Source organism: Candidatus Tisiphia endosymbiont of Myopa tessellatipennis (assembly GCF_964031105.1).
Classification (GTDB): Bacteria; Pseudomonadota; Alphaproteobacteria; order Rickettsiales; family Rickettsiaceae; genus Tisiphia.
On sequence record NZ_OZ035005.1, the window covers coordinates 841,756 to 866,607 of the forward strand.

Sequence of the window (24,852 nt, forward strand, 5' to 3'; positions counted from 1 at the left end):
GACTTATTAGTTAGAAGAGACTATATCTTTTCTAGACATATCAATATTATATTATTAGTTTTTTACTATGAGTTCACAACAAAAATTACCCATACTGCCTAGAGCAACTGCTATTTGGTTGATTGATAATACTGCTTTAACGTTTAAGCAGATAGCTGATTTTTGTGGGATTCATGAGTTTGAAATTAAAGGCATTGCTGATGGTGAAGTGTCCCAAGGTATTATGGGGCTAGATCCTATTGCTGGAGGACAATTAACTCAAGAAGAAATAATGCGTTGCACGAAAGATCCAAGTAGTAGTTTAAGACTTTTTGTGAGTAGTGCCTATGATTTGGTAAGTACAAAGAAAAAACAACAATCTAGATATACTCCTATTGCTAGACGTCAGGATAAACCAGACGCGATATATTGGTTACTTAAAAATTGTCCAGAAATTTTAGATAATCAAATTATAAAACTCATTGGTACTACTAAGTCAACCATAGAAGCTATCCGTGATCGTAGTCACTGGAACATGAAAAACATTCGCCCACGTGATCCAGTTTTACTTGGAATTTGTAGTCAAGTGGAATTAGACAAGAGTATTGAGCAAGCACAGCTTTTATCTAAGCAAGAAAAAACTGCTAAAGAATAAGTCAGGGCAATTTAAAAGCCGCGAACGGTAGTTGCTATAGACATGCCTGCAAAGGCTATGAGATGTTATAGATTCCCGCCTATGCGGGAATGACCTACTCATGGTTCATGCAACAAATCCTCCATGCGGAAGTTGGGAGGATTTAAAATGGCATCTTTAGTCCAGGTGGCAAACCAATATTACCTAAAGCATCAGACATAGAGTTTTGTGAATCTTCATCGACCTTGCTTTTAGCATCGTTGAAAGCAGCAACAATTAAATCTTCCAATAATTCCTTCTCTGTCTCTTTAAGCAAAGAGGAATCAATGGAGACCTTTCGAACCTCACCACGACCACTAACGGTAATATTTACTAACCCACCACCTGCTTTTCCAAAATATTCAGCATTTGCCATTTTTTCCTGCATTGCTTGCATTTTTTTCTGCATTGACTGAGCTTGTTTTAAAAATTGATTAAAATTTGTCATACTATGTACCTTTTAATTTTCTAACAAAATATCTGAAATTGTAACATTTGGAAAGTGTTGTGTTAAAATTTTCCAATCTTGACTTGATTTTACTTTATTTAGCAATTGTTCTTTAAGAGTGATTATTTTTAACTGTTTTGTAATGATAACATTCCAAGTTTTTCCTGACCAAGCAAATAATAAATTAGCAATTTGTTCTTTTATTTTTGTATTGAGATCGCTTCCAGCAATTTCTATAGTTTGAAGAACAAAAGATTTTAACTCCACTTGGTTTAGTAATCTGTAATAAACTTCCATCTCATTATGTAAATGTAAAAACTCAAGAAAATCGATAAGAAGAGCGGTAATTTGATAATTCTGAGTTGATTGTTGTAATACCGGCTGTTCTAGTTGTTCCCCATCATTATATTCCGCTAATTCTTCTAGCGATGGCAACATCTGGGAGTAAATAGATTTTATCACCAGCATTTCAGCTTCTATCAATTGATTATGTGAAGTTCTCATCTCTATAATTCCTTTACTATATATTTGCCAAATAATAGATAATTGAGGAAGAGTAATTTTTGTTAAAATATTTGTAACATTATCATTAAAAGATACATATATAGGATTTTGATAATTAGGTATACTATTCTGCTTTGAAGAATTGGTTTTTGCAAATACTTGCGGGGTATTCGCGTACTCACGTACTTCATGTACGCCTAGTTCGCTCACCCCTTGTTTATTGTCCCCATTCTCCAAATCATTTGAGTATAATATCTTTATTTTATTAAGATAGGCAGTAAAATCAGCAACTAATGCTACAAAAGTTTCTAAATTTGCTGAAGACATATAGAGATTGTTTACTAAATCAATCGATTTAGCAGCATCTTTTTGAATAATATATTCAAAAAACTTAACTATACTAGCTGTATCCACTAAACCAAGTATTTGATAAACGATTTCAGGAGTGATCAGATATCCTGCTGCCAAACTAGTTGCTTGGTCTAGTACTGAAACTGCATCTCTAGCTGAACCATCGGATCTAGACGCAATTATTCTCATAGCCTCTATCTCAACGTTTAACTGTTCTTTTTTAGCGATGAACTGAAGCAATTGAAAAATTTCATCAAATGTTAGCCTCCTTAAATCATATCGCTGACATCTAGAAATTACGGTTAATGGAATTTTTTGTGGTTCAGTAGTAGCAAATATAAATATTACATGTGCTGGTGGTTCTTCAAGGATTTTAAGTAGAGCGTTGAATGCACCTTTAGATAGCATATGAACTTCATCAATTATGAAGATACTGTACCTAGCGATTAGCGGCTTATATTCACTACTTTCTATTATTTTACGGATATCATCAACACTTGTCTTGCTAGCAGCATCAATTTCAATTATATCGGGATGGTTATTTTTATTAAAACTACTACAATTCTGACAACTCTCACAAGGTTTAATACTATCACCTTCAACTATCAGATTGGTACAATTAATAGTTTTAGCGATAATACGTGCTGAAGTAGTTTTGCCAACACCCCTAATACCAGTAAGAAGATAACCTTGAGATATACGATTTTTTAGAATAGTATAGCTTAAAATCTTTGTTAAAACTTCTTGTCCGTATAGCTCAGAGAAATTAGTAGGGCGATATTTTCTAGCAAAATTAATATATTGGTCAGTTGTTTTTGTCACTATGGTATATTCACAAAAATATGATCTACTCAAATGATTTCAAATCCAATTCTTGAAAACAGAAGAGTATGCTAGTAATGACCCACTAGAGACTATTTTGGCTGCTTCCTTTCGAACCTGACCACCTGAACAGCACCAATGCCCACTACTAGCACATGATAAAATAGTTCTTTTATCATCTAGAGGCAAGTTATTTAAGTAGCTAAATTGTATTTTTTTTCTATATCGCTTTTTGTCAGTCTACTTGGTGTTCCGAATATGTCTGGATTCTTAAGCTTAAATAAATCATCATCAAATTTTTGTACTTTTGCAATATGATTAAATATTATGGTAATAACATTTTCATCTTCAAGTATTTCTAGCTTTTTTATTTGTTTAGTTTTTTTATCAAAGGTAATCTGACTATGTCGTTCTGATAAAGTATGATAAATAGTAATTTTAAACATATTATCTTGATCTATTACTGACTCAATTTTGAAATATTTATCAAAATCTATACTATCTTCTAATAAAAAATTAAATACATTCTCTTCTGCCTTAATACGACTTACATGTTTCATATCATAGTCATACACAGAAACATAATTAGCATTACCAATAACCACCAAAGGGAATGGTGGGTAATAATTACATCGAAACTTAGAAGGCTTATTTATTAATAACTTACCTTCAGCTTTATTCCCTGCTGAATCCTCTTGGCTAAAGTCCACAGCCATGGATTTTATTTCACGTAAATATATTTTGAGTTGATCAGTAGCTTTGTTATCAAGAGGTTTATTCTCTAATATTAGAGCTCTAGCAGAATTCGCTTCTACTAGGGAATTTGTAGGAGGATCGGAACGCAGAATCGTAGCGTACTCTAGTGTACGTGAGGATTCGAGTCTAGTCCCGATGCCCAAATTACCAGTAGAAGTAGAGTTATGCAAGAGGTCTATTTCAGCATAGGCTATGGTTAGAAACCAATAAATGACAATAATACCTTTACAAAGCCAGCTCATCTTTTATACCTAATATACGCGAATTCGGGATAAGAATTAGTCAATTCTTATCCCAAATTCGGTGAAATTATCGAAACAATCAGATTTGAGACGGCTCTGCATCTGATTGTTAAATTAATATTTTGCTAGAAACATGATTTTAAAAGATTAAAATCATGTTTCTAGCTTTGGAAAGGTTTAAAATGCATTCGCGTTAGCCGCTTTAAGAATGCATCTTTCCTTATATTAAAGCCAATTCGTGATAAGAATTGACTAATTCTTATCACGAATTGGAGTTAATATGTGTTATATTTTGTTTCGCTGCTTTAAGTGTATTCTTTAACAAATAAGCGACAGTCATTGGTCCAACACCGCCTGGAACTGGGGTTATATATCTCACTTTATCAACAACATTGGTAAAATCAATGTCTCCTACCATCTTGTCGCTATTAGGAAGTTTACTAATACCAACATCAATAACTATAGAGTTAGGACTGAAATATTCTTTTGTTAGTGTTAAAGGAGATCCAATAGCAGATATTACTATATCAGTACGGGAAGTTATAGAACTTAAATTTTGAGTTCTTGAATGGCATATAGTCACAGTACAATCTTCTCTAAGTAATAAAGCTGATAATGGTTTACCTACAATATTAGAACGCCCTATAACTACAGCATTTTTTCCAGCTAAATTTGGTTCAACTTGTTTAAGTAAATCAATGCAACCAAGAGCCGTGCAAGGTATAAAGCCATTGCCTGAGTTACTATGTAGATAACCAACATTTATAGGATGGAAACCATCGACATCTTTGCTAGGATTGATGGCAGATAAGATTAAATTTTTATTGATATGTTCAGGTAGAGGAAGTTGTACGATAATTCCAGAAATATTTGAATCATTGTTGAGCATACTGATTTCATGCAGCATATGGTCAATATCAATTTCATTGGGCAAATTTATTTGCAAGGCGTTCATACCAATTGCTCCTGCTGCTTTGATCTTATTTCTTACATATATACTACTAGCTGGGTTATCACCCACTAGTATAATAGCAAGGGTTGGTACTAACTTGTGTTGTTCCTTGATTAAATTAATCTCTGCCCTTAACTTAGATAATATTTGTTCTGCAACATATTTACCATTGATTATATTACTACGTTCATTCACTATTTATGCACTCCTTTGGTAGTTGAATATTCGAAGTGTAAGGCCTTACCCTCAAATACCCTGCCATAGGCGTGATGTAAGCTGCTAGCTGCTTCGGCAAAACCAGTAAGAATTAATTTTAATTTTGCCGGATAACTAGCAATATCGCCAATTGCATAAATGCCCGAAATATTTGTTTCGAAATATGAAGGTTCTACAACTATATGATTAGTTTTGAGATTTAATCCCCAATTTTTTATGGGACCCAATTCTTGGGCAAGTCCGAAGAATGGTAATAAAATATTCGCGGGTAAAGTACAAATATTTCCCTCAAAATCTTTGACGTTGACTGCTTCTAGTTTGCCGTCTTTTCCTACTAAATGGTTCAGTTGATAATTAATTACCAACTCAATTTTACCACTATTTGCTAGTTCTTTGAGTTGCCTTATACTTTCATTCGCCGCCCGAAATTTCTCACGCCTATGCACTAAATATATTTTTTTAGCAATTTCAGAGAGTGATATTGCCCAGTCTACAGCCGAATCCCCTCCACCAGCTATTACAATTTCTTTGTTGGCAAAACTATTGCGGTTATTGATAAAATAAAATACTGATTTTCCCTCAAATGCTTCTATATTAGGTAATGGAGGCCTATTAGGTCCAAAAGAACCGCATCCAGCAGCTATAATAATAACTTTAGCAGTAATTATGATGTCTTTAGAAGTGGTAATTTGGAATTGCCCCTCTTCTTTTTTCAACTGTACTACTTGCTGATTTAGATGATAAACCGGATCAAACGGTTGTGCTTGCAATGCCAATTGTGCTATCAACTCTTCTGCCATAATTTTAGGATATGCTGGTATGTCATATATAGGTTTTTCCGGGTAAAGTTGGCTGCATTGGCCTCCTATTATCTCTTGGGAGTCAATAACATGGCAACGCATACCAAGCATCCCAGCTTGAAAAATAGCAAATAGACCAACTGGACCTGCACCAATTATTATAATATCAGTGTTGTGCATAAAATAAAATTTTTATAAATAAAAAATAGTCAAACTCTTAACACGCGAATTTGGGATAAGAATTTGTCAATTCTTATCCCAAATTCGGTGAAATTATCGAAACAATCAGATTTGAGACGGCTCTGCATCTGATTGTTAAATTAATATTTTGCTAAAAACATGATTTTAAAAAATTAAAATCATGTTTTTAGCTCTAGAAAGGTTTAAAATGCATTCGCGTTAGCCGCTTTAAGAATGCATTTTTCCTTATATTAAAGCCAATTCGTGATAAGAATTAACTAATTCTTATCACGAATTGGGGTTTAACGATACCGGGATTTTATGTTAGAATGGATAAATAATCAACTAATCAGTTTAAATTAATTTTGTATCATGATAAATTTTTATTTAGTTATCAATATTTTGTTCATTGGTTTAATGATCTATTTATTAATTAAAAATGTAAATATTTTTGTCAAACTCTTAGTGCTAAATAGTTTAACTAGTATAATAACCTTATTCATTTGTTTTCTTGGTTCATTTAAAATGAATAATTGTTATCTAGACATTGCTATAATTTACTTTCTCTTAAGTTTTATAGCAAGTGGAGCATATTTAAAGTATTTTATCAATCAATCTAATAATGTGATGTGATGGAAAAAGAAATAGTAATATTGGGTTGTGGTTTCAGTGGTATGCTTACGGCATTATCGTTTGCGAAAGAGGATATTAAGACTACCATCCTTGAGTATCAATCGATAAATTCTGATAATTTTTGTACTGATATCAGAACGACCGCCTTAACCCCTGCTTCTGTACAGTTTCTAAGAGGCCTTAATGTATGGTTTGAGATTGAGAAGATAGCTAGCAAAATGTTGGACGTCTATGTTGTTGATAATAAAGCACCAGAGATGCTATGTATGTCAAATATTAAGGGAAATGATGCATTAGGTTATATAGTAAAAAATAGTGAATTTAAGAAAATATTGCTAGCAAATGTTAGAAAAAACCCTCTGATTAAGGTAATTGATCAGTGTGATTATAAAAAAGTTGATAGTAAACCTGATCATTCAACCATATATCTAGATGACAATAAGACTATGAATAGTGACTTATTGATTGTTTGTGATGGACGTAATTCTAAAGTTCGTCAATATTATTTTTTTAATAAAATAGAGAGAACCTATAACCAAATCGCCTTGACATTTGATATTAAGCATGAGAAAGATCACGAAAATTGTGCTATTGAACATTTTATGCCATCTGGTCCTTTTGCTATTTTACCTCTCAAGGACCAAAAGGCCTCATCTATAATATGGACTACAGGGCAAGAGCAGGCTGCATTATTGATGAGCTTACCAAAGGAAGAATTTGAGTATTTAGCAAGTAAAAATTGTGGGAATTCTTTAGGGTCTATTGCTTTAGATAGTACTATTAGCTCTTTTCCTTTAAAGGCTCGTATAGCTAGTAAATATTTTTATAATAAAATAGCAGTTGTGGCAGATAGTGCCCATACAATTCATCCTTTAGCTGGTCAGGCTTTGAATCAAGGAATAAAGGATATTGAAACTTTAACTCAATTAGTGGCTAGTAGTGGTATAAGTACAGGAATGCTAGAACGATATCAAAAATTAAGACAAAATGATAATTTTCATATGTATATGATTACTGAAAGCTTAAATAGTATTTTCTCAAACCATTCAAAAACCTTGTGGTATCTAAGACGTTTGGGGCTTAAAACTATTGATAATATACAGCCTATTAAAAATTTGTTAGTAGAGTATGCCATGGGTCGTAGATAAAATGAATAAGGAAATTATAAAAAAAGTTCAAAATACCAGTTGACAGGATGGTAGATTTTGCATATAATTACTCCTACGAAAAGACGAACATTAATTATTCGTAGCTGTTTTTAAAAGTAAATAATCAGATATAGGTAGTGACAGCAAAATGTACTTATCACTAAAAGTGATAAATTAAACCTGTCAATTTTTTGAATAAAAAGTAGACAGAATCAAACTTGAGAGTTTGATCCTGGCTCAGAACGAACGCTTTCGGTATGCTTAACACATGCAAGTTGAACGGATTAATTTAGGGTTTGCTCTGAATTAGTTAGTAGCAAACGGGTGAGTAACACGTGGGAATCTACCCATCAGTACGGAATAACACTTAGAAATAAATGCTAATACCGTATATTCTCTTCGGAGGAAAGATTTATCGCTGATGGATGAGCCCGCGTCAGATTAGGTAGTTGGTAGGGTAATGGCCTACCAAGCCAACGATCTGTAGCTGGTCTGAGAGGATGATCAGCCACACTGGGACTGAGACACGGCCCAGACTCCTACGGGAGGCAGCAGTGGGGAATATTGGACAATGGGCGAAAGCCTGATCCAGCAATACCGAGTGGGTGACGAAGGCCTTAGGGTTGTAAAGCCCTTTTCAGCAGGGAAGATAATGACGGTACCTGACCAAGAAAGCCCCGGCTAACTCCGTGCCAGCAGCCGCGGTAAGACGGAGGGGGCTAGCGTTGTTCGGAATTACTGGGCGTAAAGAGTGCGTAGGCGGTTTAGTAAGTTGGAAGTGAAAGCCCGAGGCTTAACCTCGGAACTGCTTTCAAAACTACTAATCTAGAGTGTAGTAGGGGATGATGGAATTCCTAGTGTAGAGGTGAAATTCTTAGATATTAGGAGGAACACCGGTGGCGAAGGCGGTCATCTAGGCTACAACTGACGCTGATGCACGAAAGCGTGGGGAGCAAACAGGATTAGATACCCTGGTAGTCCACGCCGTAAACGATGAGTGCTAGATATCGGGAGAATTTCTTTCGGTTTCGTAGCTAACGCATTAAGCACTCCGCCTGGGGAGTACGGTCGCAAGATTAAAACTCAAAGGAATTGACGGGGGCTCGCACAAGCGGTGGAGCATGCGGTTTAATTCGATGTTACGCGAAAAACCTTACCAACCCTTGACATGGTGGTCGCGGGAAGCAGAGATGTATCCCTTCAGTTCGGCTGGACCACACACAGGTGTTGCATGGCTGTCGTCAGCTCGTGTCGTGAGATGTTGGGTTAAGTCCCGCAACGAGCGCAACCCTCATTCTTATTTGCCAGCGGGTAATGCCGGGAACTATAAGGAAACTGCCGGTGATAAGCCGGAGGAAGGTGGGGACGATGTCAAGTCATCATGGCTCTTACGGGTTGGGCTACACGCGTGCTACAATGGTATCTACAGAGGGAAGCAAGACGGTGACGTGGAGCAAATCCCTAAAAGATATCTCAGTTCGGATTGCTCTCTGCAACTCGAGAGCATGAAGTTGGAATCGCTAGTAATCGCGGATCAGCATGCCGCGGTGAATACGTTCTCGGGCCTTGTACACACTGCCCGTCACGCCATGGGAGTTGGTTTTACCTGAAGGTGGTGAGCTAACGTAAGAGGCAGCCAACCAAGGTAAAATTAGCGACTGGGGTGAAGTCGTAACAAGGTAGCCGTAGGGGAACCTGCGGCTGGATTACCTCCTTTAAAGACTTAATTATAGCATGTTATTACTTTTGTAATATTTGCTCAAGTCCGACTTTCGCTGTCACTACCTTTAACTGATTGTTTATCAAATTTTAAAAACAGCTTTTTCTTTAAGTATTCTTTTGTATTCACCAAGCCTAGCAAAATAAATATTTCCCAATATATATACTTGATGAATTTCAACAGTTATGGGTGACAGCGAAGGCTGGGATGCATAGTACCCTACATTTTTCTATAATCGTCATAGCAAGGCTCTTTAGATGCCGTGGCGATCCAAGTAACTCATCTTCGAGACGAAAAAGTGCTTGAAACGTCTAAAGAATCAGGTTCGCAGTGGTTTTGGCATGAAGTTTGTAGTCATGTAAACATCACTTTTCTACTTGACATACTAAAAATTAGTCAACATAATGCTTCTTATGTGTATTACCATTGTTTTGTTTCAAATAAAAACTCTTGTCATTAAAGTACACTTTTATCAGTATTTCTTTATTATAAAATTCCACAGGTGAAAAAATAATGGTATGGACCTCCTGATATACAGAATGAAAAGCAGTTGCTAATCTTCTAAAGTTAATATTAAATATTAAAATAACAATCAGGAGGCTAAGATGGAAGTTACCACAATTGGTATAGATATTGCAAAAAGAATTTTCCAAATTCATGGTGTAGATAAAAATGGTAAGACGGTATTAAAGAAAAAATTAATGAGAGATCAAGTTTTAACATTTATGGCTAATTTACCAAAATGTTTGGTAGGGATGGAAGCTTGCGGCGGAGCTAGTTACTGGGCAAGAGAAATAACTAAATTGGGGCATACAGTAAAACTAATGGCAGCACAATTTGTCAAACCGTATGTTAAAACTAATAAAAATGATCAAGCTGATGCAGAAGCTATATGTGAAGCGGTAACAAGACCAAATATGAGGTTTGTACCAATTAAAACTGTAGAACAACAAGATATTTTGTCAATTCATCGGGTAAGAGAGAGATTGGTAAAAAACCGTACGGCACTTGCGAATGAAATTAGAGGATTATTACATGAATTTGGTTTTATTATTCCTCAAGGGATCAATAAGGTTGTAACAAAATTAACTGAGATTTTAGATGAAGGAAATTTGAGTCAGCTAGGTTACCAAACATTTAGTGAACTGAAAGAGGAATTTTTGGATAATGACAAAAAAATAAAAGAGATAGAAAAAAGATTAAAAATAATAGCTAGCAACTTAACTCAATATCAACGATTAACAGCTATACTTGGTCTTGGTTTAATTACTGCTACTGCTTTAATAGCATCAATAGGTAATGCTACAAGTTTTGAGAATGGCAGGCAATTATCGGCATGGTTTGGATTAGTGCCAAGGCAGCATTCCAGTGGAGGGAAAGATAAGTTGCTTGGAATTAGCAAGCGAGGTGATGTTTACTTGCGTACTCTATTGATCCAAGGAGCTAGAGCTGTACTAAATGCCAAGATAAGATTTACATCGGAAGAACAAAAATCTAAAAAAGATTTTAGCAAATTTACGCAGTGGATGTTTAATTTATCTGAGCGAAATGGACATAATAAAACAGTAGTTGCTGTAGCTAATAAACTGGCAAGAGTGGTGTTTGCAGTACTAAGGTCAGGGGATGATTATGTAGAGAGTAAAGTTTGTAGCACAGAGCTATTATAATTAACATAAAATAAATAGTGGTTTATTAATTAATAGGTAAACAAAGAATATGTAAGAGATTCCAACCCGGAATATGCGTGAGATAATAATATTGATGGTAAATAAGACAAACCTTAGCTTACAAAGAAACTGATGACTACAATGGCTCTTTGAAGCCGATAAAATGATAAGTATATAGTTTGTAAGCCAGCGAATTCCATCAGGGCTGTAGGATAAATTATACATAATTTATTAACTATAAGCCGGATACATGTATGCATTTGCATTTTTGCTATTAGATGTTATTTTTTTCTTGCATTTTACAGGAGGTCCATACATGTAGTCAGTAACGAGAATTTAATTCTACACTCCACTCGTCGCATAATACTCACGTTCTATAGCATAATTTCTGCTCATATTTATCTCGAAGATGAGAAGTAAACAGCGAAGCTGTTTTTTCTAGGCGTATCCTAGATTGCCGCGTCGCCGCTTTTTCGCGGCTTCTTGCTAATAGACATATTTTTTAATAATTCTAAAAAACTTGATTATCGAGTATACAGGGTAATCAACATGCTGTATCACCAATAAGTTCTACAGATGATTGATATTCCAGCTCTGTAGATGCCGGTAAAAAATCTGCGAGAGTTTTGAGGTCGCATGTTATTGTTGGTTCTTGGGTAGAAGAATTGTGAAAAAGGTATGGGCTTTTAAAAAACCATGCGTATTCCCCTTCCATATCCTTGGCAGTTAAGTCATTTAATATAATACCATTTTGTGCTGAAAGTTTAAATGACTCATATTTTTTATAACCATTACCTTCTTTAACTTCTAAAGGCATCTTGGTGTTTTCTTGTTCCAATAATGCTTGTTGCTTTAGTAAATGAATTGATAGTAAATGTAGATTGTACTCAAGGCTCATACGATTACTTTTATTATATCCAGCAATAACCATTGCTTCATGGGTGTTTATCAATGATTCTAAAGGCTCTTCGCTATATTGTATATTATTATCTCCTATAAAAATCTTACTATTATCTTCAAATGATTTAATTAATATTGTTCTCATATGTGAGGCTGGAACAGTTATCATATACTCTTTATCTAGATGATGCTCCAATGTAGCTTTAGCAATAAAACTATGCAAATTTGTTGATAGATTTTTATGAAATTACCCGTTATAAGAAGCGGCTCTTGCAATCCCTACATGTCCAGTAAAATGAGCATTTTTAGATGTCATCATACTCACAAACATTTCAATTGATTCTTGGTCAATTTTATTGTGATCTTGCCAAATTTTATTTGCAACAAAAGCAACATATGTTTCTGTAAGATACTGGTCATGATAACGTAAACTAGGCAAAAATCCTGTAATACCAATGTCTGCCTTTTGTATACCTGTATGTGTAGTATAATAGTTTTTGCTATTTTGCCTCTGATTCACAGCATATTCGTTCCACATATCACAATTTTTTTCTGTAACTTTCACCATATAGAAATGAAGATCTTCTTGTTGTAAATGGTAAATTTCTGATTTTACCTCTTGTGATTCATATATAGATTTTAATTTATCTTTAAGATTAGAATGATCGTTGATCAATTGCAGTAAAATCAAAATTCATGAGTATTTTTAAAGCATGAAGATACTGCATTGATTTGTCATTTGTAGATTTCGCTTCATTACAGGTATTACAAGCATTCTTTACAAACTTAGCTAAGTCATCATTGCTTAGATTATTAGCATCACAGTCCTTAACTTGGCTATAAAAATTTTTAATTAAAGTATCGTTTGCACTAAATTTAATTTCTACTCTAGATGTTATGCTTAAAGATGTAATGTGATTATCATGGCAATTATGGCAATCTATTTGTATATATTGTAGCGGAGGGGTTGATAAAATAAACTCTTCAAAGTTATCAAAATCATCTTTATTAAGATAGTCAATCTTAATAGAATCGACGTTATCAAGCATTCCTGAAAATTGCACTTTATTTTGTAAAATATACTGGATTCCTTTAAAACCAATGGCTCTCAATATATTGTTGTCAATAGTTAAGGTGCTAGTTCCTATGCTGTTTTTAGCTTTTTCTAATAATTTTAATATTTGGTTATTGTCATATTCTAAATTTGGCATATAATTCCTACTCATCATTAAATTTCTAATCCGTTTAAAACGGATTATGGTTGGTCATTATATACAAAATTACTTAATTTTCTAGTATAATTTTGCTAAAAATTCATGTTATATAATTAAGCTTTATTTATTTTGCCTCTAATGAAATCAAATAAAACGCTATTGCAGCAGCATTTGAGACATTTAAGCTTTCTACTTTACTTGAAATGGGTATTTTAACTAAGTGATCACATGCTTCTTTAACTAGACGTCTGATTCCTTTATCTTCAGAACCAAGTACTATTGCCATTTTATCTGAAAATATTTTTGTACTTAAAGATTGTTTTGCATTGCCATCAAGACCAATAATCCAAAACCCATGTTTTTTTAGATATTCTATTGACCACCTTAAATTAGTGACTTTAACCATTTGTACTAGCTCTAAAGCTCCAGAAGCTGTTTTTGCTATGGTAGCATTTTCATCAGGTGCATTATCTAGAGGTAATATTATGGTCGTGATGTCAAAAGAAGCTGCACTACGAATAATAGCACCAATATTTTGTGGATCGGTTATTTGATCCAAAATAGCAACTTTACAATTAGGAATAGTTATGTCAATATCTTCAATACGATTAGAGAAGATACTTTTAACGTTAGCGGCTATTCCCTGATGATTATGATTTGAACCAAAAAGACGGGTTAAGTAATCTATGTTGGTAATCTCATACGGGTGGTTAGAGATTAAATTTTTGTGCAAATTGAAAATATCTTCTGTACATAAAACATTTTGAATATAACGTTTTGGGTTGCTTAATGCTGCAAATACTGGATGTTTGCCGTATATATAGTGCAAATCTTTAGAAATTTTAGCTTTATTTCTCATCTTATTAGAACCTAGAGTAATTTATTCTTGACACAAACTACTATTTATTATAGAAAGTTACAACTGATAAACGTTCTGAAGTAATGTAAGTTTAATATTAGCTTATTTAGGATAGTTCAAGAGAAAAGAGCCGGGGTCATTTGAGTTTCAGCTTTATAACAAAAAAGATGTCCTTCCCGCGTAGGCGAATCCATGATACCTAACAGCCATTTAGGCTGTTTTTTGGATTCCTGCCGCGGGAAGGATATAGAGGCTTCTTAAGTTAACACCCATGCGATTACTCAGGAATGATACTGATGTTGTTTAAGGGTTATATCCTTATTTATAAAGGCTTGTAGCCCGAAGTTCAAATGTCCTTGGAAAAGAGCAAAGAAGATTTGTTGGTACTTATACTAAGTTATATATATGCTTTACGTTTAATTAGACCATTTAATACTTGCGTAAATTCTTTGGAGGAATGGTCGAGTGGTCAATGGCAGCAGACTGTAAATCTGCCCGCGTGAGCGTACGAAGGTTCGAATCCTTCTTCCTCCACCACAAGTTGGTTAGGTAGATACGCGGGTGTAGCTCAATGGTAGAGCTCCAGCCTTCCAAGCTGGCCACGTGGGTTCGATTCCCATCACCCGCTCCAAGAGTATTGGTGATAATTGGAAATTGGATAAATTTGTATTTTTATGTTAAATTGTATTAAATCTTAAATTGTGGAGAATGAATTATGGCAAAGGTAAAATTTGAAAGGGATCTACCCCATTGTAATATAGGTACTATAGGACACGTAGATCATGGTAAGACTTCTTTAACAGCTGCAATAACTTTAGTGTTATCAAAAGAAGGTGGAGCACAGGCTACTAATTATGATGACATTGATAAAGCTCCTGAAGAGAGGGAAAGGGGTATAACTATTGCTACTGCTCACGTTGAATATAGAACTAAAAAAAGGCATTATGCTCACATTGATTGTCCTGGTCACGCAGATTATATAAAGAATATGATAAGTGGTGCAGCTCAAATGGATGCTGCTATATTGGTAGTATCTGCTGCTGATGGTCCAATGCCTCAAACAAGAGAGCATATATTGCTTGCTAAGCAAGTTGGCGTACCTGCAATAGTTGTATTTTTGAATAAAGTTGATATGGTTGATGATCCAGAATTGCTTGACTTAGTAGAAATGGAAGTCAGAGAACTTTTATCAATGTATGATTTTCCTGGAGATGATATACCAGTTATCAGAGGTTCAGCTTTACAGGCTCTAGAAGGAAAACCTGAAGGTGAAGCTGCGATTAAAGAGTTGATGAATGCTATTGATGAATATATACCTCAACCTGAGAGAGATACAGATAAACCTTTCTTAATGTCAATAGAAGATGTATTTTCTATTTCTGGAAGAGGTACGGTTGTTACTGGTAGAATCGAAAAAGGTATAGTAAAAGTTGGTGAAGAGGTAGAGATTGTCGGTATAAGAGATACTCAAAAAACTACTTGTACTGGTGTGGAAATGTTTAAGAAGCTATTAGATCAAGGTGAAGCCGGTGATAATGTTGGTATATTACTGCGTGGAACTAAAAGGGAAGATGTATGCAGAGGTCAAGTGTTAGCTAAGCCTGGAAGTATAACTCCGCATACTGAGTTTGAAGCTGAAGTTTATGTACTTACCACAAAAGAAGGTGGTCGTCATACAGCATTTACAGATAAATATCGACCACAGTTTTATTTTAGAACGACTGATGTAACTGGAGAAATCACTTTGAAAGATGGTAAAACAATGGTGATGCCTGGTGATAATGCGAATCTGAAAATTGCATTGATCGCTCCAATAGCTATGGAAGAGGGCGTACGTTTTGCTATACGTGAAGGTGGTAGGACAGTAGGAGCCGGTGTAGTATCAAAGATTATAAAATAATAAGAAATAGTCATCCTGAAAAAGTTCAGGATGACTATTTTTTTAGGGTTAGGCAAAATATGTTTAATTAGAGTAAATCTATTAAAGAATGTGCTTTGACTGGTCTAGCTGTTTATAAAAAGGTTTAGTTAATGAAAAATAATCAAAAAATCAAAATTCGTTTAAAGTCGTTTGATCACCGCTCGCTTGAGCAAGGTACTAGAGAAATAGTAGGGGCTGTTAAAAGAACCGGTGCTGATATAATTGGTCCAATTCCGTTGCCAAGGACAATTGAGAGATTTACCGTTAATAGGTCTCCGCATGTCAATAAAAAATCAAGGGAGCAATTTGAGATTAGAATTCAGAAAAGACTTTTGATAATAAGTTATCCAACTCCTCAGACTGTTGATGCTTTAAAAAAAGTTGATTTGCCTGCTGGTGTTGATGTTGAGATTAAGTTAGAGAGTGTTGAGTAATGAGAACCGGTTTAATTGCTAAAAAAATTGGTATGAGTTCAATTTTTAATGAAAAGGGTGAGAGAGCTACCGTTACTTTTCTACAAGTTGAAGATTGCCAAGTAGTGGGACAAAAGACCCTAGAAAGGGATGGCTATAATGCTTTGGTTATTGGGGTAAAAGATAAAAAATTATCTAAAGTAACAAAACCAATGAAGCAGGTATTTGCTAATGCTCAAGTTACGCCAAAGGAAAAATTGAAGGAATTTAGAATTTCTAAAACTTGTTTCCTTGATGTAGGTTTTGCATTGCATGTGGATCATTTTGTTATTGGTCAGTTTATAGATGTTGTAGGTACTACTATTGGTAAAGGTTTTGCTGGTAGTATGAAAAGGCATAATTTTAGAGGACTTGAAGCTTCACATGGTGTATCTGTGTCTCACCGTTCGCATGGTTCTACTGGTGGTAGACAAGATCCTGGTAAAGTATTTAAGAATAAGAAAATGGCTGGTCATATGGGAAGTACAAGAGTTACTATTCAAAATTTGAAAGTAGTCGATACTGATATGGAAAAAAGCATAATCATAGTTAGTGGAAATATTCCCGGTTCAAAAGGATCTTATGTCTACATTAAGGATGCTATTAAGAAAACCATTACAGCTATAGGATAAACTATATGAAAGCCAAATTATTAAATCTTGAAAATGAAGCTGTTGGTGAGATTGATTTAGATAACGAAGTTTTTGCCGTAGATTTTGTTAGGGAAGATATTATCAAGCTTGTTGTTGATTGGCAGAGAGCTAAAGCTATGGCTGGTACACATCAAACAAAGACAGTGTCGCAAGTATTTGGTACTACAAAGAAACCTTTTAAGCAAAAAGGTACGGGTAATGCAAGGCAAGGATCTTTAAGATCTGTCCAAATGAGAGGTGGTGGAGTTTCTCATGGTCCAGTAACAAGGAGTCATGCTACAAAATTGCCAAAAAAAGTTAGAAAACTTGGTTTAAAACATGCTTTGTCAGAAAAATTAGCTGAAGGAAAACTGCTAATAGTAGATTCTTTAAAATTACATGAATCCAAAACTTCTAATCTTATAAAATTATTAAATAATTTTCATGGTAAAAGTTATTTTATTGTTAGTGGTGATGAGGTTGATATCAATTTTTCTTTGGCAGTACAAAATATTCCAAATACTATTTCAGTACCGCAAATTGGTGCAAATGTTTATGATATAATACGCCATGATTATGTTTTGTTATCACAAGAAGCTGTAGATGCTTTAGAAAAGAGGTTAAAGTGAAGTCTTATAAACATTATGATCTTATTAGGAATCCTGTGATCACTGAGAAGACCAATATTTTATCTGAGCAACAAAATAAGTTTACTTTTCATGTTGCTGGTAGTGCTGAGAAAGCTTCTATCAAGATGGCGGTTGAAAAAATTTTTCAGGTTAAGGTTAAAAAAGTTAACATAATGAATGTAAAAGGTAAGAGAAAAAGATTTAAGGGTATTAACGGCAGACAATCAGATAAAAAGAAAGCAATTGTGACGTTAGAAAAAGGTTATACTATTGATTTTACAGGGGGTATTAAATAAATGGCTTTAAAAACGTTTAATCCAGTTACTCCATCCCTTAGAGAATTAGTACAGGTTGATAAATCTGATCTTTGGAAGGGTAAGCCTCATAAAGCTTTAACTAAAGGTTTATCTAAGACTGGTGGTAGAAATAATTTGGGTAGAACCACTGCTTGGCATAGAGGAGGAGGGCATAAAAGACTTTATCGTATAATTGATTTTAAAAGAAATAAACAGGATGTATTTGCTACTGTTGAAAGAATAGAATATGATCCTAACAGAACTTCCTTCATTGCTTTAATTAAATTCGATGATGGTGAGTATTCTTATATTTTAGCACCACAAAAGCTTATTATAGGAGATAGAATAGTATCAAGTGATGAAGCTGACATAAAAGTAGGAAATTGTTTATCTTTGAAATCTATTCCTGTTGGTACTACTTTACATAATGTAGAAATGAAAGTTGGTAAAGGTGGTCAAATTGCAAGATCTGCTGGTACTTCTGTTAATTTAGTAGGTAAGGATTCGGGTTATGCACAGATCAAGCTTCGATCTGGAGAATTTAGATTGATACCGTTAGATTGTAAAGCTACCATAGGTGTTGTTTCAAACCCTGATCAAAAAAATACCAATTTAGGTAAGGCCGGAAGAAATAGATGGCTAGGTTGGAGACCACATGTTCGTGGTGTTGCAATGAATCCAGTCGATCACCCACATGGGGGGGGAGAGGGAAAAACTTCTGGTGGTCGTCATCCAGTGACTCCATGGGGTTTCCCAACTAAGGGTAAGAAAACACGTAAGAATAAGCTTACATCAAAATTTATTATTAAGAGAAGAAAGTAATTAGGTAGTAATTATGGCTCGTTCAGTTTGGAAAGGACCTTTTGTAGATGGTTATCTGATAAAAAAAGTACAAAAATTGATTGAATCTGGTAAATCAGAAATGATCCAGACTTGGTCTAGAAGGTCAACAATTTTACCATTTTTTGTTGGAATAACATTTGCTGTACATAATGGAAATAAATTTATACCTGTTACTGTAAGTGAAGAAATGGTTGGTAAAAAATTAGGTGAATTTTCTCCAACTAGGACTTTTCATGGTCATGGCACAGATAAAAAAGTTAAGAGAAAATAGATATGGTGAAGGTGAATAAAGGCTCTACTACAGCAATTGCTAAGTCTCTTAGAGTGAGTCCGAGGAAATTGAATTTGGTTGCAACTTCTATTAGGAATATGAAAGTGTCTGAGGCTCTAATTCAGCTTACCTTTTCCCCTAGAAGAATTGCTCAAGATGTAAAAAAATGTTTGCAGTCTGCTGTTGCTAATGCTGAAAATAATTTTGGTTTAGATATTGATACTTTGTTTATTACTTCTGCAACTGTAGGTAAGGCGTTGGTGATGAAAAGAATTATGCCAAGAGCTAAAGGAAGAGCAACAAGGATTAATAAATTTTTTAGTAATTTATATATTACAGTTACTGAAGTTGAGGGGAAATAAGATATGGGGCAAAAAGTTAATCCGCATGGCTTTAGAGTTGGTCCGACATTAATTAAAGGTTGGGACTCGGTGTTATATGCTGATAAGAAGCACTATAAAGTCCTTCTTATCCAAGATTTAGAGGTTAGAAATCTAGTTAATAAAAACTATGTGCAAGCACAAGTTAGTAGAGTATTAATAGAGAGGCCTTCTAATAAGAATGTTATAATTAATATTTTTGCTAAAAAGCCTGGAGTTATTATAGGTAAAAGTGGTAACGACATTGATAAATTAAAAAAATCTGTCCAAAAAATTACGGGTTTAGAAGAAATATATATTAACATACATGAAGTAAAGAAGCCTAATATAGACTCTAACATTATTGCTCAAACGATTGCTATGCAGCTTGAAAAAAGAGTGTCTTTTAGAAAAGCTATGAAAACCGCTATCCAAGCCTGCTTTAAGCAAGGAGGGTTAGGTATAAAGGTTGCTTGTTCTGGACGTTTAGCTGGAGCTGAAATAGCGAGAACAGAGTGGTATAGAGAAGGTAGAGTACCTTTACATACTTTGAGAGCTGATATTGACTATGCGACTGCTGAAGCTATGACAACTTATGGAGTTATAGGTATAAAGGTTTGGGTCTATAGGGGTGATCATGTGGAAAGTAGAAAGAAACATAATTAATTTTGAAGTAAAATAATGTTAGCTCCAAAAAAACAAAAATTTAGAAAAGCACATAAGGGGAGAGTTTCCTCAAAAGCAAAGGCTGGTACTATGCTAGCTTTCGGTTCTTTTGGCTTGAAATCATTAGATGGTTTAAGGGTTACCGCAAGACAAATAGAGGCAGCAAGAAAGGCTGCAGTTCGTTGTATGAAAAGGCAGGGGAGATTATGGATTAAAATTTTTCCTGATTTGCCTGTGTCAAAGAAGCCTGCGGAAGTTAGAATGGGTAAAGGAAAAGGTTCTACTGAATTTTTTGCAGTGAGAGTATCACCTGGAAGAATTATGTTTGAAGTGGAAGGGGTTACAGATGATGTAGCGACGAAAGCACTTGAGCTTGCTAGTGCAAAATTGCCTGTAAGAACAAAGATAGTGAGGCGTTATGAATAATTTAGGGGTATCAGCAAAGGAATTGGTTGGGCAGACTACGGAAGAGCTTCACAAAAAGAGAATTTTGTTTAAAAAAGAGTTTTTTAATCTACGGTTTCAGAGAACATTAGGTGAATTACAAAATACTAGCAGGTTTTCTTTTGTAAAAAAAACAATAGCTCGTATTAATACAGAGTTAACTATAAGATCAAAAACTGGAGAATAGGGAAATGCCGAAAAGAGTGCTACAGGGTGTTGTTGTAAGTTCAAAAACTGATAAGACTATTACAGTTAAAGTAGAGCGTAGGTTTAAGCATCCTATATACAAAAAAATTGTGAAAGTTTCTAAAAAATATGCTGCTCATGATTCAGAAAATACTTATAAGGATGGTGATAAGGTTAGTATAGTTGAAAGTCGCCCTATATCTAAAACTAAGTCTTGGGTAGTGTTAGGGGATGTAGAGGTATCTCTTTAATAATAGGTTTAGTTGTTACAGAATGGTGAGTTTTATCCTTTGACTTTGTTGTTTAGATTGTTTATTGTGTTGCGTTATTAAATTCTCAAGTGGAAGTAAGTTATGATTCAGATGCAGAGCATCTTAGATGTTGCGGATAACTCTGGTGCTAAAAAAATTATGTGTATTAAAGTGCTTGGTGGTTCACATCACATGATAGCAAATCTTGGGGATGTCATTGTGGTATCTATAAAAGAAGCTTTACCAAGCGGAAAAGTAAAAAAAGGTGACGTACATAGGGCTCTAATTGTTAGAACAAAAAAGGGTGTTAGAAGGGCAGATGGTAGTACAATTAAATTTGATTCTAATGCAGCAGTACTTTTAAATAAGCAAGGAGAACCAATAGGTACAAGAGTTTTCGGTCCTGTAACTAGAGAATTAAGGGCAAAAAAATTCGTTAAGATTATGTCACTTGCAGAAGAGGTGTTGTAATGATTAAGCTAAAAATTAAAAAAGGTGATGAAGTTATTGTTATCACCGGAAAAAATAAGGGAAAAAAGGGTAAGGTCTTAAAGGTTTTGCCTGAGCAAAATAGAGCTATTGTTTCGGGTATAAATATTGTTCGCAAGCATGTTAAGGCGAGTAAAACAAGTGAAGGTGGCATAGTGTCAAAGGAATTATCCATACATATATCCAATGTTGCTCACATAGATCCTAAAACAGGTAACCATACAAAAGTTGCTTTTAAATTTCTAGAAGATGGTTCTAAAGTAAGAGTAGCTAAGAAGTCTGGTGAAATTATTAGTAGTAAGGAAGGTAAGTAATGTTGCTCAGGTTTAAAGATTTATACACTAAAGAGATTGTACCAAACTTACAGAAAGAGTTTGCGTACAAGAATAAACATCAAATGCCTAAGGTTGTAAAAATTGTTGTTAATATGGGTGTTGGTGAAACGGTTGCAGATTCTAAGGTAATTAATAATGCTGTCAATGATCTAACTCTAATTTCAGGACAAAAGCCTTTAGTGACTGAGGCCAAAAAATCTATTGCTACTTTTAAGCTTCGTGAAGGTATGAAAGTTGGTTGTAAAGTTACTCTGCGCAAAGATAGAATGTATGATTTTTTAGAGAGATTAGTAATCGTTGCTCTACCGCGTATTAAAGAATTTAGAGGTTTCTCCAGTAAAAGTTTTGATGGTAGAGGTAATTTTACTTTTGGTATAAAAGAACAGATTGTTTTTCCAGAGATTAATTACGACAAGATAGATGTAATTCGTGGTATGGATATCACGATTGTTACAAGTGCTATGAATAATGAAGAAGGTAAATTATTACTTTCTGGCTTTAATTTGCCTTTTTATAATTAATTTTTAGAAGAAAAATAGATGGCTAAAGTAAGTTCTATAAAAAAGAATAATAGAAGAAGAAAGATGGCACAAAGTTTATATAACAAGCGTGCTAAATTAAAGGACAAGATTTACGATAAAACTTTATCTTTGGAAGAAAGATTTTCGCTAGTGATGGTTTTAGCTAAGTTACCTAGAAACTCAGCTATGAATAGAGTCCGAAATCGGTGTGAGCTTACTGGACGTCCAAGAGGAGTGTATAGTAAATTTGGTCTATCACGAAATAAGCTGAGAGATCTTGGTAGTAAGGGATTAGTTCCTGGTTTGATTAAAGCAAGTTGGTAAAATATCTTGAATTCGATATAACTTATTATATCGAATTCAAGGGTTAAGTAGAAACAATCAGGTTTGAAGCGGTTCAGTACCTGATTGTTAAAATGTAATATTCTATTCAATAGGTGCTTTTAATAATTAAAATCACCCATTGAATGATGAAAAAAGTTGAAATGTACTCGTAGAACCGCTTCAAGGGTACACTTTTCCTTATAACAAGCCAATTAGATATAAAAATTAATAATTCTTATATCGAACTGAAGTTAAAATAGTAGGTTTATCGTATGTCAATGACAGATAATATAGCGGATATGTTGACTAGAATTAGAAATGGTCAAAAAAGTAAATTGATGAATATATCTCTACCTTGTTCAAAAATAAAATGTGCTATTTTGGACGTTTTAAAAAAAGAAGGTTATATAAAAGAGTATGTAGTTGTCAAGGATGGTAATATAAGTCATATTGAAGTGGATCTAAAATATTCTGTTAATGGAAAACCTGCTATATGTGAAATAAGTAGAGTTTCAAAACCAGGTAAGAGGATTTATTCTTCTATTGATAAACTAAAAGGATATTATAACAATATGGGTATTTATATTCTTTCTACTTCTAGAGGAGTTTTATCAGATAGAGAAGCACATAGCCAAAAAATTGGCGGTGAAGTAATTTGTAAAGTGTTTTAAGGTATAAAGATGTCACGTATTGGAAAATTGCCAGTCCCTGTGCCTGAAGGGGTGAAAGTTGAACTTGATGGGTTGAAAGTTAATGTTGTTGGTCCCAAGGGAGAATTAACAAAAACTTTCGCAGGAAATATAGCAATTTTATTGCAAGATAATCAGCTTTTTGTAAAACCATTAGCAGAGACTAAAAGTGCTAGATCTATGTGGGGTACGGCACGAAGTATAATAAATAGTATGATAAAAGGTGTTAAAGAAGGTTTTACAGAAGAGCTTGAAGTCAATGGCGTCGGTTATAAGGCTTTGGTGAAGGATAAATATTTAAACTTAATGCTTGCTAAAAGTCATAATACTAAAGTAGAAATACCTCAAAATATTAAAGTTACCGCTCCTAAACAAAATCAGATTATATTGGAAAGTGTTGATAAAGAAAAATTAGGTCAGTTTATATCAATTATTATAAAGCAGAGACCACCTGAACCATATAAAGGTAAAGGTATTAAACGCAAAGGTCAATATGTTCAGAGGAAAGAAGGTAAGAAAAATTAAAATTTAAGAGTTAAATATGCGTAGTTCAAAGTTAAAGTTTGATATAAGAAAGGCTAGAGTGAGGTCTAAGATATCAAAGGTATCAAACAGACTCAGGCTGTCTATTTTTAAGTCTGGAAAGCACATATATGCACAAGTCATAGATGACAAACAATCAATAACTATTGCATCTGCTTCGACTTTAGATAAAGAAATTAGACAGTTAAAAAAATCCAACTGTAATATTGGTACAGCCACGAAAGTAGGTGATTTAATAGGCGAAAGAGCATCGCTTAAAGGGGTACAAGAAGTTGTATTCGATAAGGGTGGTTATAAATATCATGGTGTTGTTAAGGCTTTAGCTGATGCAGCAAGAAAAAAAATGAAATTTTAATTTTAGGTTTAAGAAATGGCTAAAGCTAAAAAAAATACGGGTGAAGCACTAACAGAAACTTTGGTGGATGTAAACAGAGTTACTAAAGTAGTAAAGGGGGGTAGAAAATTCTCTTTTTCTGCTTGTATTGTTGCTGGTGATAAAGCCGGTAAGGTTGGTTATGGTCATGGTAAGGCGAAAGAGGTAACAGAAGCTAGAGCTAAGGCTACTCAAGAAGCAAGGAAAGATATGATTAAAATTCCTCTTTATCAAAATAGGACTATTCATCATGATGTCATTGGTAAAAGCGGAGCAGCTAAAGTCATTTTAAGAAGAGCCAAGGCAGGTACTGGTGTTATCGCTGGTGGTGCTATGAGAGCAATTTTTGATTCTTTAGGAGTTCATGATATTGTTGCCAAATCTTTGGGTTCTAGTAATGTATATGCGATGATTGCTGCAACTTTTGATGCGTTATCTCAACTCTCTTCTCCAAAGAATATTGCTGAAAGGAGAGGAAAAAGAATAAATGAGGTATCAACTAAATCTACAAAAGGGCAACAAATAATATCAGAAGCAAGTGTGCAAGTTTAAGTAGTGTAATAG

General features: G+C 34.3%; 34 protein-coding genes, 2 tRNA genes, 1 rRNA gene and 1 other RNA gene. 28 read left to right on the forward strand and 10 right to left on the reverse strand.

Annotated features, from left to right (window positions below; translation table 11 throughout):
* Window positions 1–67 precede the first annotated feature (67 nt).
* Entirely contained in the window at window positions 68–634 is a 567-nt protein-coding gene (locus AAHN03_RS04175; protein ID WP_341761547.1) for a cell cycle transcriptional regulator TrcR, read from the forward strand.
* A gap of 142 nt (window positions 635–776) precedes the next feature.
* On the opposite strand, the gene AAHN03_RS04180 is transcribed toward AAHN03_RS04175, so the two are convergent.
* The 6 genes from AAHN03_RS04180 to AAHN03_RS04210 form a co-directional block, all read right to left on the reverse strand.
* Complete coding sequence (locus AAHN03_RS04180; RefSeq protein WP_341761546.1) at window positions 777–1,100, reverse strand: YbaB/EbfC family nucleoid-associated protein; 324 nt, start codon at window positions 1,098–1,100, stop codon at window positions 777–779.
* A 12-nt stretch (window positions 1,101–1,112) separates the two neighbouring features.
* Window positions 1,113–2,780 carry a DNA polymerase III subunit gamma/tau gene (gene dnaX, locus AAHN03_RS04185; protein ID WP_342279181.1) on the reverse strand — a complete coding sequence of 556 codons (1,668 nt, stop codon included), beginning with the start codon at window positions 2,778–2,780 and terminating at the stop codon, window positions 1,113–1,115.
* Between the two features lie 59 nt (window positions 2,781–2,839).
* Window positions 2,840–2,935, reverse strand: an RNA gene (gene ffs / locus AAHN03_RS04190) — signal recognition particle sRNA small type.
* A gap of 36 nt (window positions 2,936–2,971) precedes the next feature.
* A complete protein-coding gene (locus AAHN03_RS04195; protein ID WP_410521323.1) occupies window positions 2,972–3,775 on the reverse strand; it encodes an outer-membrane lipoprotein carrier protein LolA in 804 nt (267 codons plus the stop codon).
* Between the two features lie 262 nt (window positions 3,776–4,037).
* Window positions 4,038–4,922, reverse strand: a complete 885-nt coding sequence (locus AAHN03_RS04205) for a bifunctional 5,10-methylenetetrahydrofolate dehydrogenase/5,10-methenyltetrahydrofolate cyclohydrolase (RefSeq protein WP_342278246.1) — start codon at window positions 4,920–4,922, stop codon at window positions 4,038–4,040.
* Window positions 4,922–5,923, reverse strand: coding sequence for an NAD(P)/FAD-dependent oxidoreductase (locus AAHN03_RS04210; protein ID WP_342278247.1), 1,002 nt, complete (start codon window positions 5,921–5,923; stop codon window positions 4,922–4,924). The genes AAHN03_RS04205 and AAHN03_RS04210 overlap by 1 nt, the downstream gene beginning before the upstream one ends.
* 372 nt (window positions 5,924–6,295) lie before the next feature.
* On the opposite strand from AAHN03_RS04210, the gene AAHN03_RS04215 reads away from it, so the two are divergent.
* The 5 genes from AAHN03_RS04215 to AAHN03_RS04235 all read left to right on the forward strand — a co-directional run bounded on the left by AAHN03_RS04215 (window position 6,296) and on the right by AAHN03_RS04235 (window position 11,091).
* The gene (locus AAHN03_RS04215) at window positions 6,296–6,556 is read left to right on the forward strand and encodes a monovalent cation/H+ antiporter complex subunit F (protein ID WP_341762595.1); all 261 of its coding nucleotides are present in this window, start codon (window positions 6,296–6,298) and stop codon (window positions 6,554–6,556) included.
* A complete protein-coding gene (locus AAHN03_RS04220) occupies window positions 6,556–7,704 on the forward strand; it encodes an FAD-dependent monooxygenase (RefSeq protein WP_342278248.1) in 1,149 nt (382 codons plus the stop codon). The genes AAHN03_RS04215 and AAHN03_RS04220 overlap by 1 nt, the downstream gene beginning before the upstream one ends.
* A gap of 214 nt (window positions 7,705–7,918) precedes the next feature.
* Window positions 7,919–9,421, forward strand: a 16S ribosomal RNA gene (locus AAHN03_RS04225).
* A 301-nt stretch (window positions 9,422–9,722) separates the two neighbouring features.
* The gene (locus AAHN03_RS04230) at window positions 9,723–9,884 is read left to right on the forward strand and encodes a hypothetical protein (protein ID WP_341761540.1); all 162 of its coding nucleotides are present in this window, start codon (window positions 9,723–9,725) and stop codon (window positions 9,882–9,884) included.
* 145 nt (window positions 9,885–10,029) lie between these two features.
* Window positions 10,030–11,091, forward strand: coding sequence for an IS110 family transposase (locus tag AAHN03_RS04235; RefSeq protein ID WP_342278211.1), 1,062 nt, complete (start codon window positions 10,030–10,032; stop codon window positions 11,089–11,091).
* A gap of 544 nt (window positions 11,092–11,635) precedes the next feature.
* Here the strand turns inward: AAHN03_RS04235 and AAHN03_RS04240 are convergent.
* The 4 genes from AAHN03_RS04240 to rlmB form a co-directional block, all read right to left on the reverse strand.
* Window positions 11,636–12,136 carry a hypothetical protein gene (locus tag AAHN03_RS04240; protein ID WP_342278249.1) on the reverse strand — a complete coding sequence of 167 codons (501 nt, stop codon included), beginning with the start codon at window positions 12,134–12,136 and terminating at the stop codon, window positions 11,636–11,638.
* Between the two features lie 102 nt (window positions 12,137–12,238).
* A complete protein-coding gene (locus AAHN03_RS04245; RefSeq protein ID WP_342278250.1) occupies window positions 12,239–12,667 on the reverse strand; it encodes a hypothetical protein in 429 nt (142 codons plus the stop codon).
* Entirely contained in the window at window positions 12,648–13,202 is a 555-nt protein-coding gene (locus AAHN03_RS04250) for a hypothetical protein (protein ID WP_342278251.1), read from the reverse strand. Before AAHN03_RS04250 ends, AAHN03_RS04245 begins: the two co-directional genes overlap by 20 nt.
* Window positions 13,203–13,329: 127 nt before the next feature.
* Window positions 13,330–14,064, reverse strand: a complete 735-nt coding sequence (rlmB, locus tag AAHN03_RS04255; protein ID WP_341762591.1) for a 23S rRNA (guanosine(2251)-2'-O)-methyltransferase RlmB — start codon at window positions 14,062–14,064, stop codon at window positions 13,330–13,332.
* Between the two features lie 451 nt (window positions 14,065–14,515).
* On the opposite strand from rlmB, the gene AAHN03_RS04260 reads away from it, so the two are divergent.
* The 22 genes from AAHN03_RS04260 to rpsE all read left to right on the forward strand — a co-directional run bounded on the left by AAHN03_RS04260 (window position 14,516) and on the right by rpsE (window position 24,840).
* A tRNA-Tyr gene (locus AAHN03_RS04260) sits at window positions 14,516–14,601 on the forward strand.
* Window positions 14,602–14,621: 20 nt separating this feature from the next.
* Window positions 14,622–14,695 (forward strand) — tRNA-Gly (locus AAHN03_RS04265).
* An 84-nt stretch (window positions 14,696–14,779) separates the two neighbouring features.
* Window positions 14,780–15,964 carry an elongation factor Tu gene (tuf, locus tag AAHN03_RS04270; RefSeq protein WP_341748170.1) on the forward strand — a complete coding sequence of 395 codons (1,185 nt, stop codon included), beginning with the start codon at window positions 14,780–14,782 and terminating at the stop codon, window positions 15,962–15,964.
* A gap of 131 nt (window positions 15,965–16,095) precedes the next feature.
* A complete protein-coding gene (gene rpsJ, locus AAHN03_RS04275; protein WP_341748171.1) occupies window positions 16,096–16,419 on the forward strand; it encodes a 30S ribosomal protein S10 in 324 nt (107 codons plus the stop codon).
* On the forward strand, window positions 16,419–17,069 hold the full coding sequence (rplC, locus tag AAHN03_RS04280) for a 50S ribosomal protein L3 (RefSeq protein WP_341761536.1): 651 nt from the start codon (window positions 16,419–16,421) through the stop codon (window positions 17,067–17,069). The genes rpsJ and rplC overlap by 1 nt, the downstream gene beginning before the upstream one ends.
* Before the next feature lie 5 nt (window positions 17,070–17,074).
* Complete coding sequence (gene rplD / locus AAHN03_RS04285; RefSeq protein ID WP_342278252.1) at window positions 17,075–17,698, forward strand: 50S ribosomal protein L4; 624 nt, start codon at window positions 17,075–17,077, stop codon at window positions 17,696–17,698.
* Complete coding sequence (locus tag AAHN03_RS04290; protein ID WP_342278253.1) at window positions 17,695–17,994, forward strand: 50S ribosomal protein L23; 300 nt, start codon at window positions 17,695–17,697, stop codon at window positions 17,992–17,994. Before rplD ends, AAHN03_RS04290 begins: the two co-directional genes overlap by 4 nt.
* Window positions 17,995–18,816, forward strand: a complete 822-nt coding sequence (gene rplB / locus AAHN03_RS04295; RefSeq protein ID WP_341762588.1) for a 50S ribosomal protein L2 — start codon at window positions 17,995–17,997, stop codon at window positions 18,814–18,816.
* A gap of 13 nt (window positions 18,817–18,829) precedes the next feature.
* Window positions 18,830–19,108 carry a 30S ribosomal protein S19 gene (gene rpsS / locus AAHN03_RS04300; protein WP_341748176.1) on the forward strand — a complete coding sequence of 93 codons (279 nt, stop codon included), beginning with the start codon at window positions 18,830–18,832 and terminating at the stop codon, window positions 19,106–19,108.
* A gap of 2 nt (window positions 19,109–19,110) precedes the next feature.
* The gene (rplV, locus tag AAHN03_RS04305; RefSeq protein WP_341748177.1) at window positions 19,111–19,470 is read left to right on the forward strand and encodes a 50S ribosomal protein L22; all 360 of its coding nucleotides are present in this window, start codon (window positions 19,111–19,113) and stop codon (window positions 19,468–19,470) included.
* Window positions 19,471–19,473: 3 nt separating this feature from the next.
* Window positions 19,474–20,133 carry a 30S ribosomal protein S3 gene (rpsC, locus tag AAHN03_RS04310; RefSeq protein WP_341762587.1) on the forward strand — a complete coding sequence of 220 codons (660 nt, stop codon included), beginning with the start codon at window positions 19,474–19,476 and terminating at the stop codon, window positions 20,131–20,133.
* 15 nt (window positions 20,134–20,148) lie between these two features.
* Window positions 20,149–20,559: a 50S ribosomal protein L16 gene (gene rplP, locus AAHN03_RS04315; protein WP_341761532.1), complete on the forward strand. Its 411-nt coding sequence runs from the start codon at window positions 20,149–20,151 to the stop codon at window positions 20,557–20,559.
* Complete coding sequence (rpmC, locus tag AAHN03_RS04320; RefSeq protein ID WP_341761531.1) at window positions 20,552–20,764, forward strand: 50S ribosomal protein L29; 213 nt, start codon at window positions 20,552–20,554, stop codon at window positions 20,762–20,764. The genes rplP and rpmC overlap by 8 nt, the downstream gene beginning before the upstream one ends.
* 4 nt (window positions 20,765–20,768) lie before the next feature.
* Entirely contained in the window at window positions 20,769–21,014 is a 246-nt protein-coding gene (gene rpsQ, locus AAHN03_RS04325; RefSeq protein WP_341761530.1) for a 30S ribosomal protein S17, read from the forward strand.
* 102 nt (window positions 21,015–21,116) lie between these two features.
* Entirely contained in the window at window positions 21,117–21,485 is a 369-nt protein-coding gene (rplN, locus tag AAHN03_RS04330) for a 50S ribosomal protein L14 (RefSeq protein WP_341748182.1), read from the forward strand.
* Entirely contained in the window at window positions 21,485–21,817 is a 333-nt protein-coding gene (gene rplX / locus AAHN03_RS04335; protein ID WP_341754669.1) for a 50S ribosomal protein L24, read from the forward strand. The genes rplN and rplX overlap by 1 nt, the downstream gene beginning before the upstream one ends.
* A 2-nt stretch (window positions 21,818–21,819) precedes the next feature.
* Window positions 21,820–22,359, forward strand: coding sequence for a 50S ribosomal protein L5 (gene rplE, locus AAHN03_RS04340; protein WP_375331539.1), 540 nt, complete (start codon window positions 21,820–21,822; stop codon window positions 22,357–22,359).
* A gap of 18 nt (window positions 22,360–22,377) precedes the next feature.
* Window positions 22,378–22,683, forward strand: coding sequence for a 30S ribosomal protein S14 (gene rpsN, locus AAHN03_RS04345; RefSeq protein ID WP_341748185.1), 306 nt, complete (start codon window positions 22,378–22,380; stop codon window positions 22,681–22,683).
* Between the two features lie 272 nt (window positions 22,684–22,955).
* Window positions 22,956–23,354 (forward strand): 30S ribosomal protein S8, encoded by a 399-nt coding sequence (gene rpsH, locus AAHN03_RS04350; protein ID WP_341748186.1) that lies wholly within the window; start codon window positions 22,956–22,958, stop codon window positions 23,352–23,354.
* Between the two features lie 9 nt (window positions 23,355–23,363).
* Window positions 23,364–23,897, forward strand: coding sequence for a 50S ribosomal protein L6 (rplF, locus tag AAHN03_RS04355; protein WP_341748187.1), 534 nt, complete (start codon window positions 23,364–23,366; stop codon window positions 23,895–23,897).
* Window positions 23,898–23,913: 16 nt separating this feature from the next.
* Entirely contained in the window at window positions 23,914–24,270 is a 357-nt protein-coding gene (gene rplR / locus AAHN03_RS04360; protein ID WP_341751354.1) for a 50S ribosomal protein L18, read from the forward strand.
* A 15-nt stretch (window positions 24,271–24,285) separates the two neighbouring features.
* Window positions 24,286–24,840, forward strand: coding sequence for a 30S ribosomal protein S5 (rpsE, locus tag AAHN03_RS04365; protein ID WP_342278254.1), 555 nt, complete (start codon window positions 24,286–24,288; stop codon window positions 24,838–24,840).
* The last annotated feature ends 12 nt before the right edge of the window (window positions 24,841–24,852 follow it).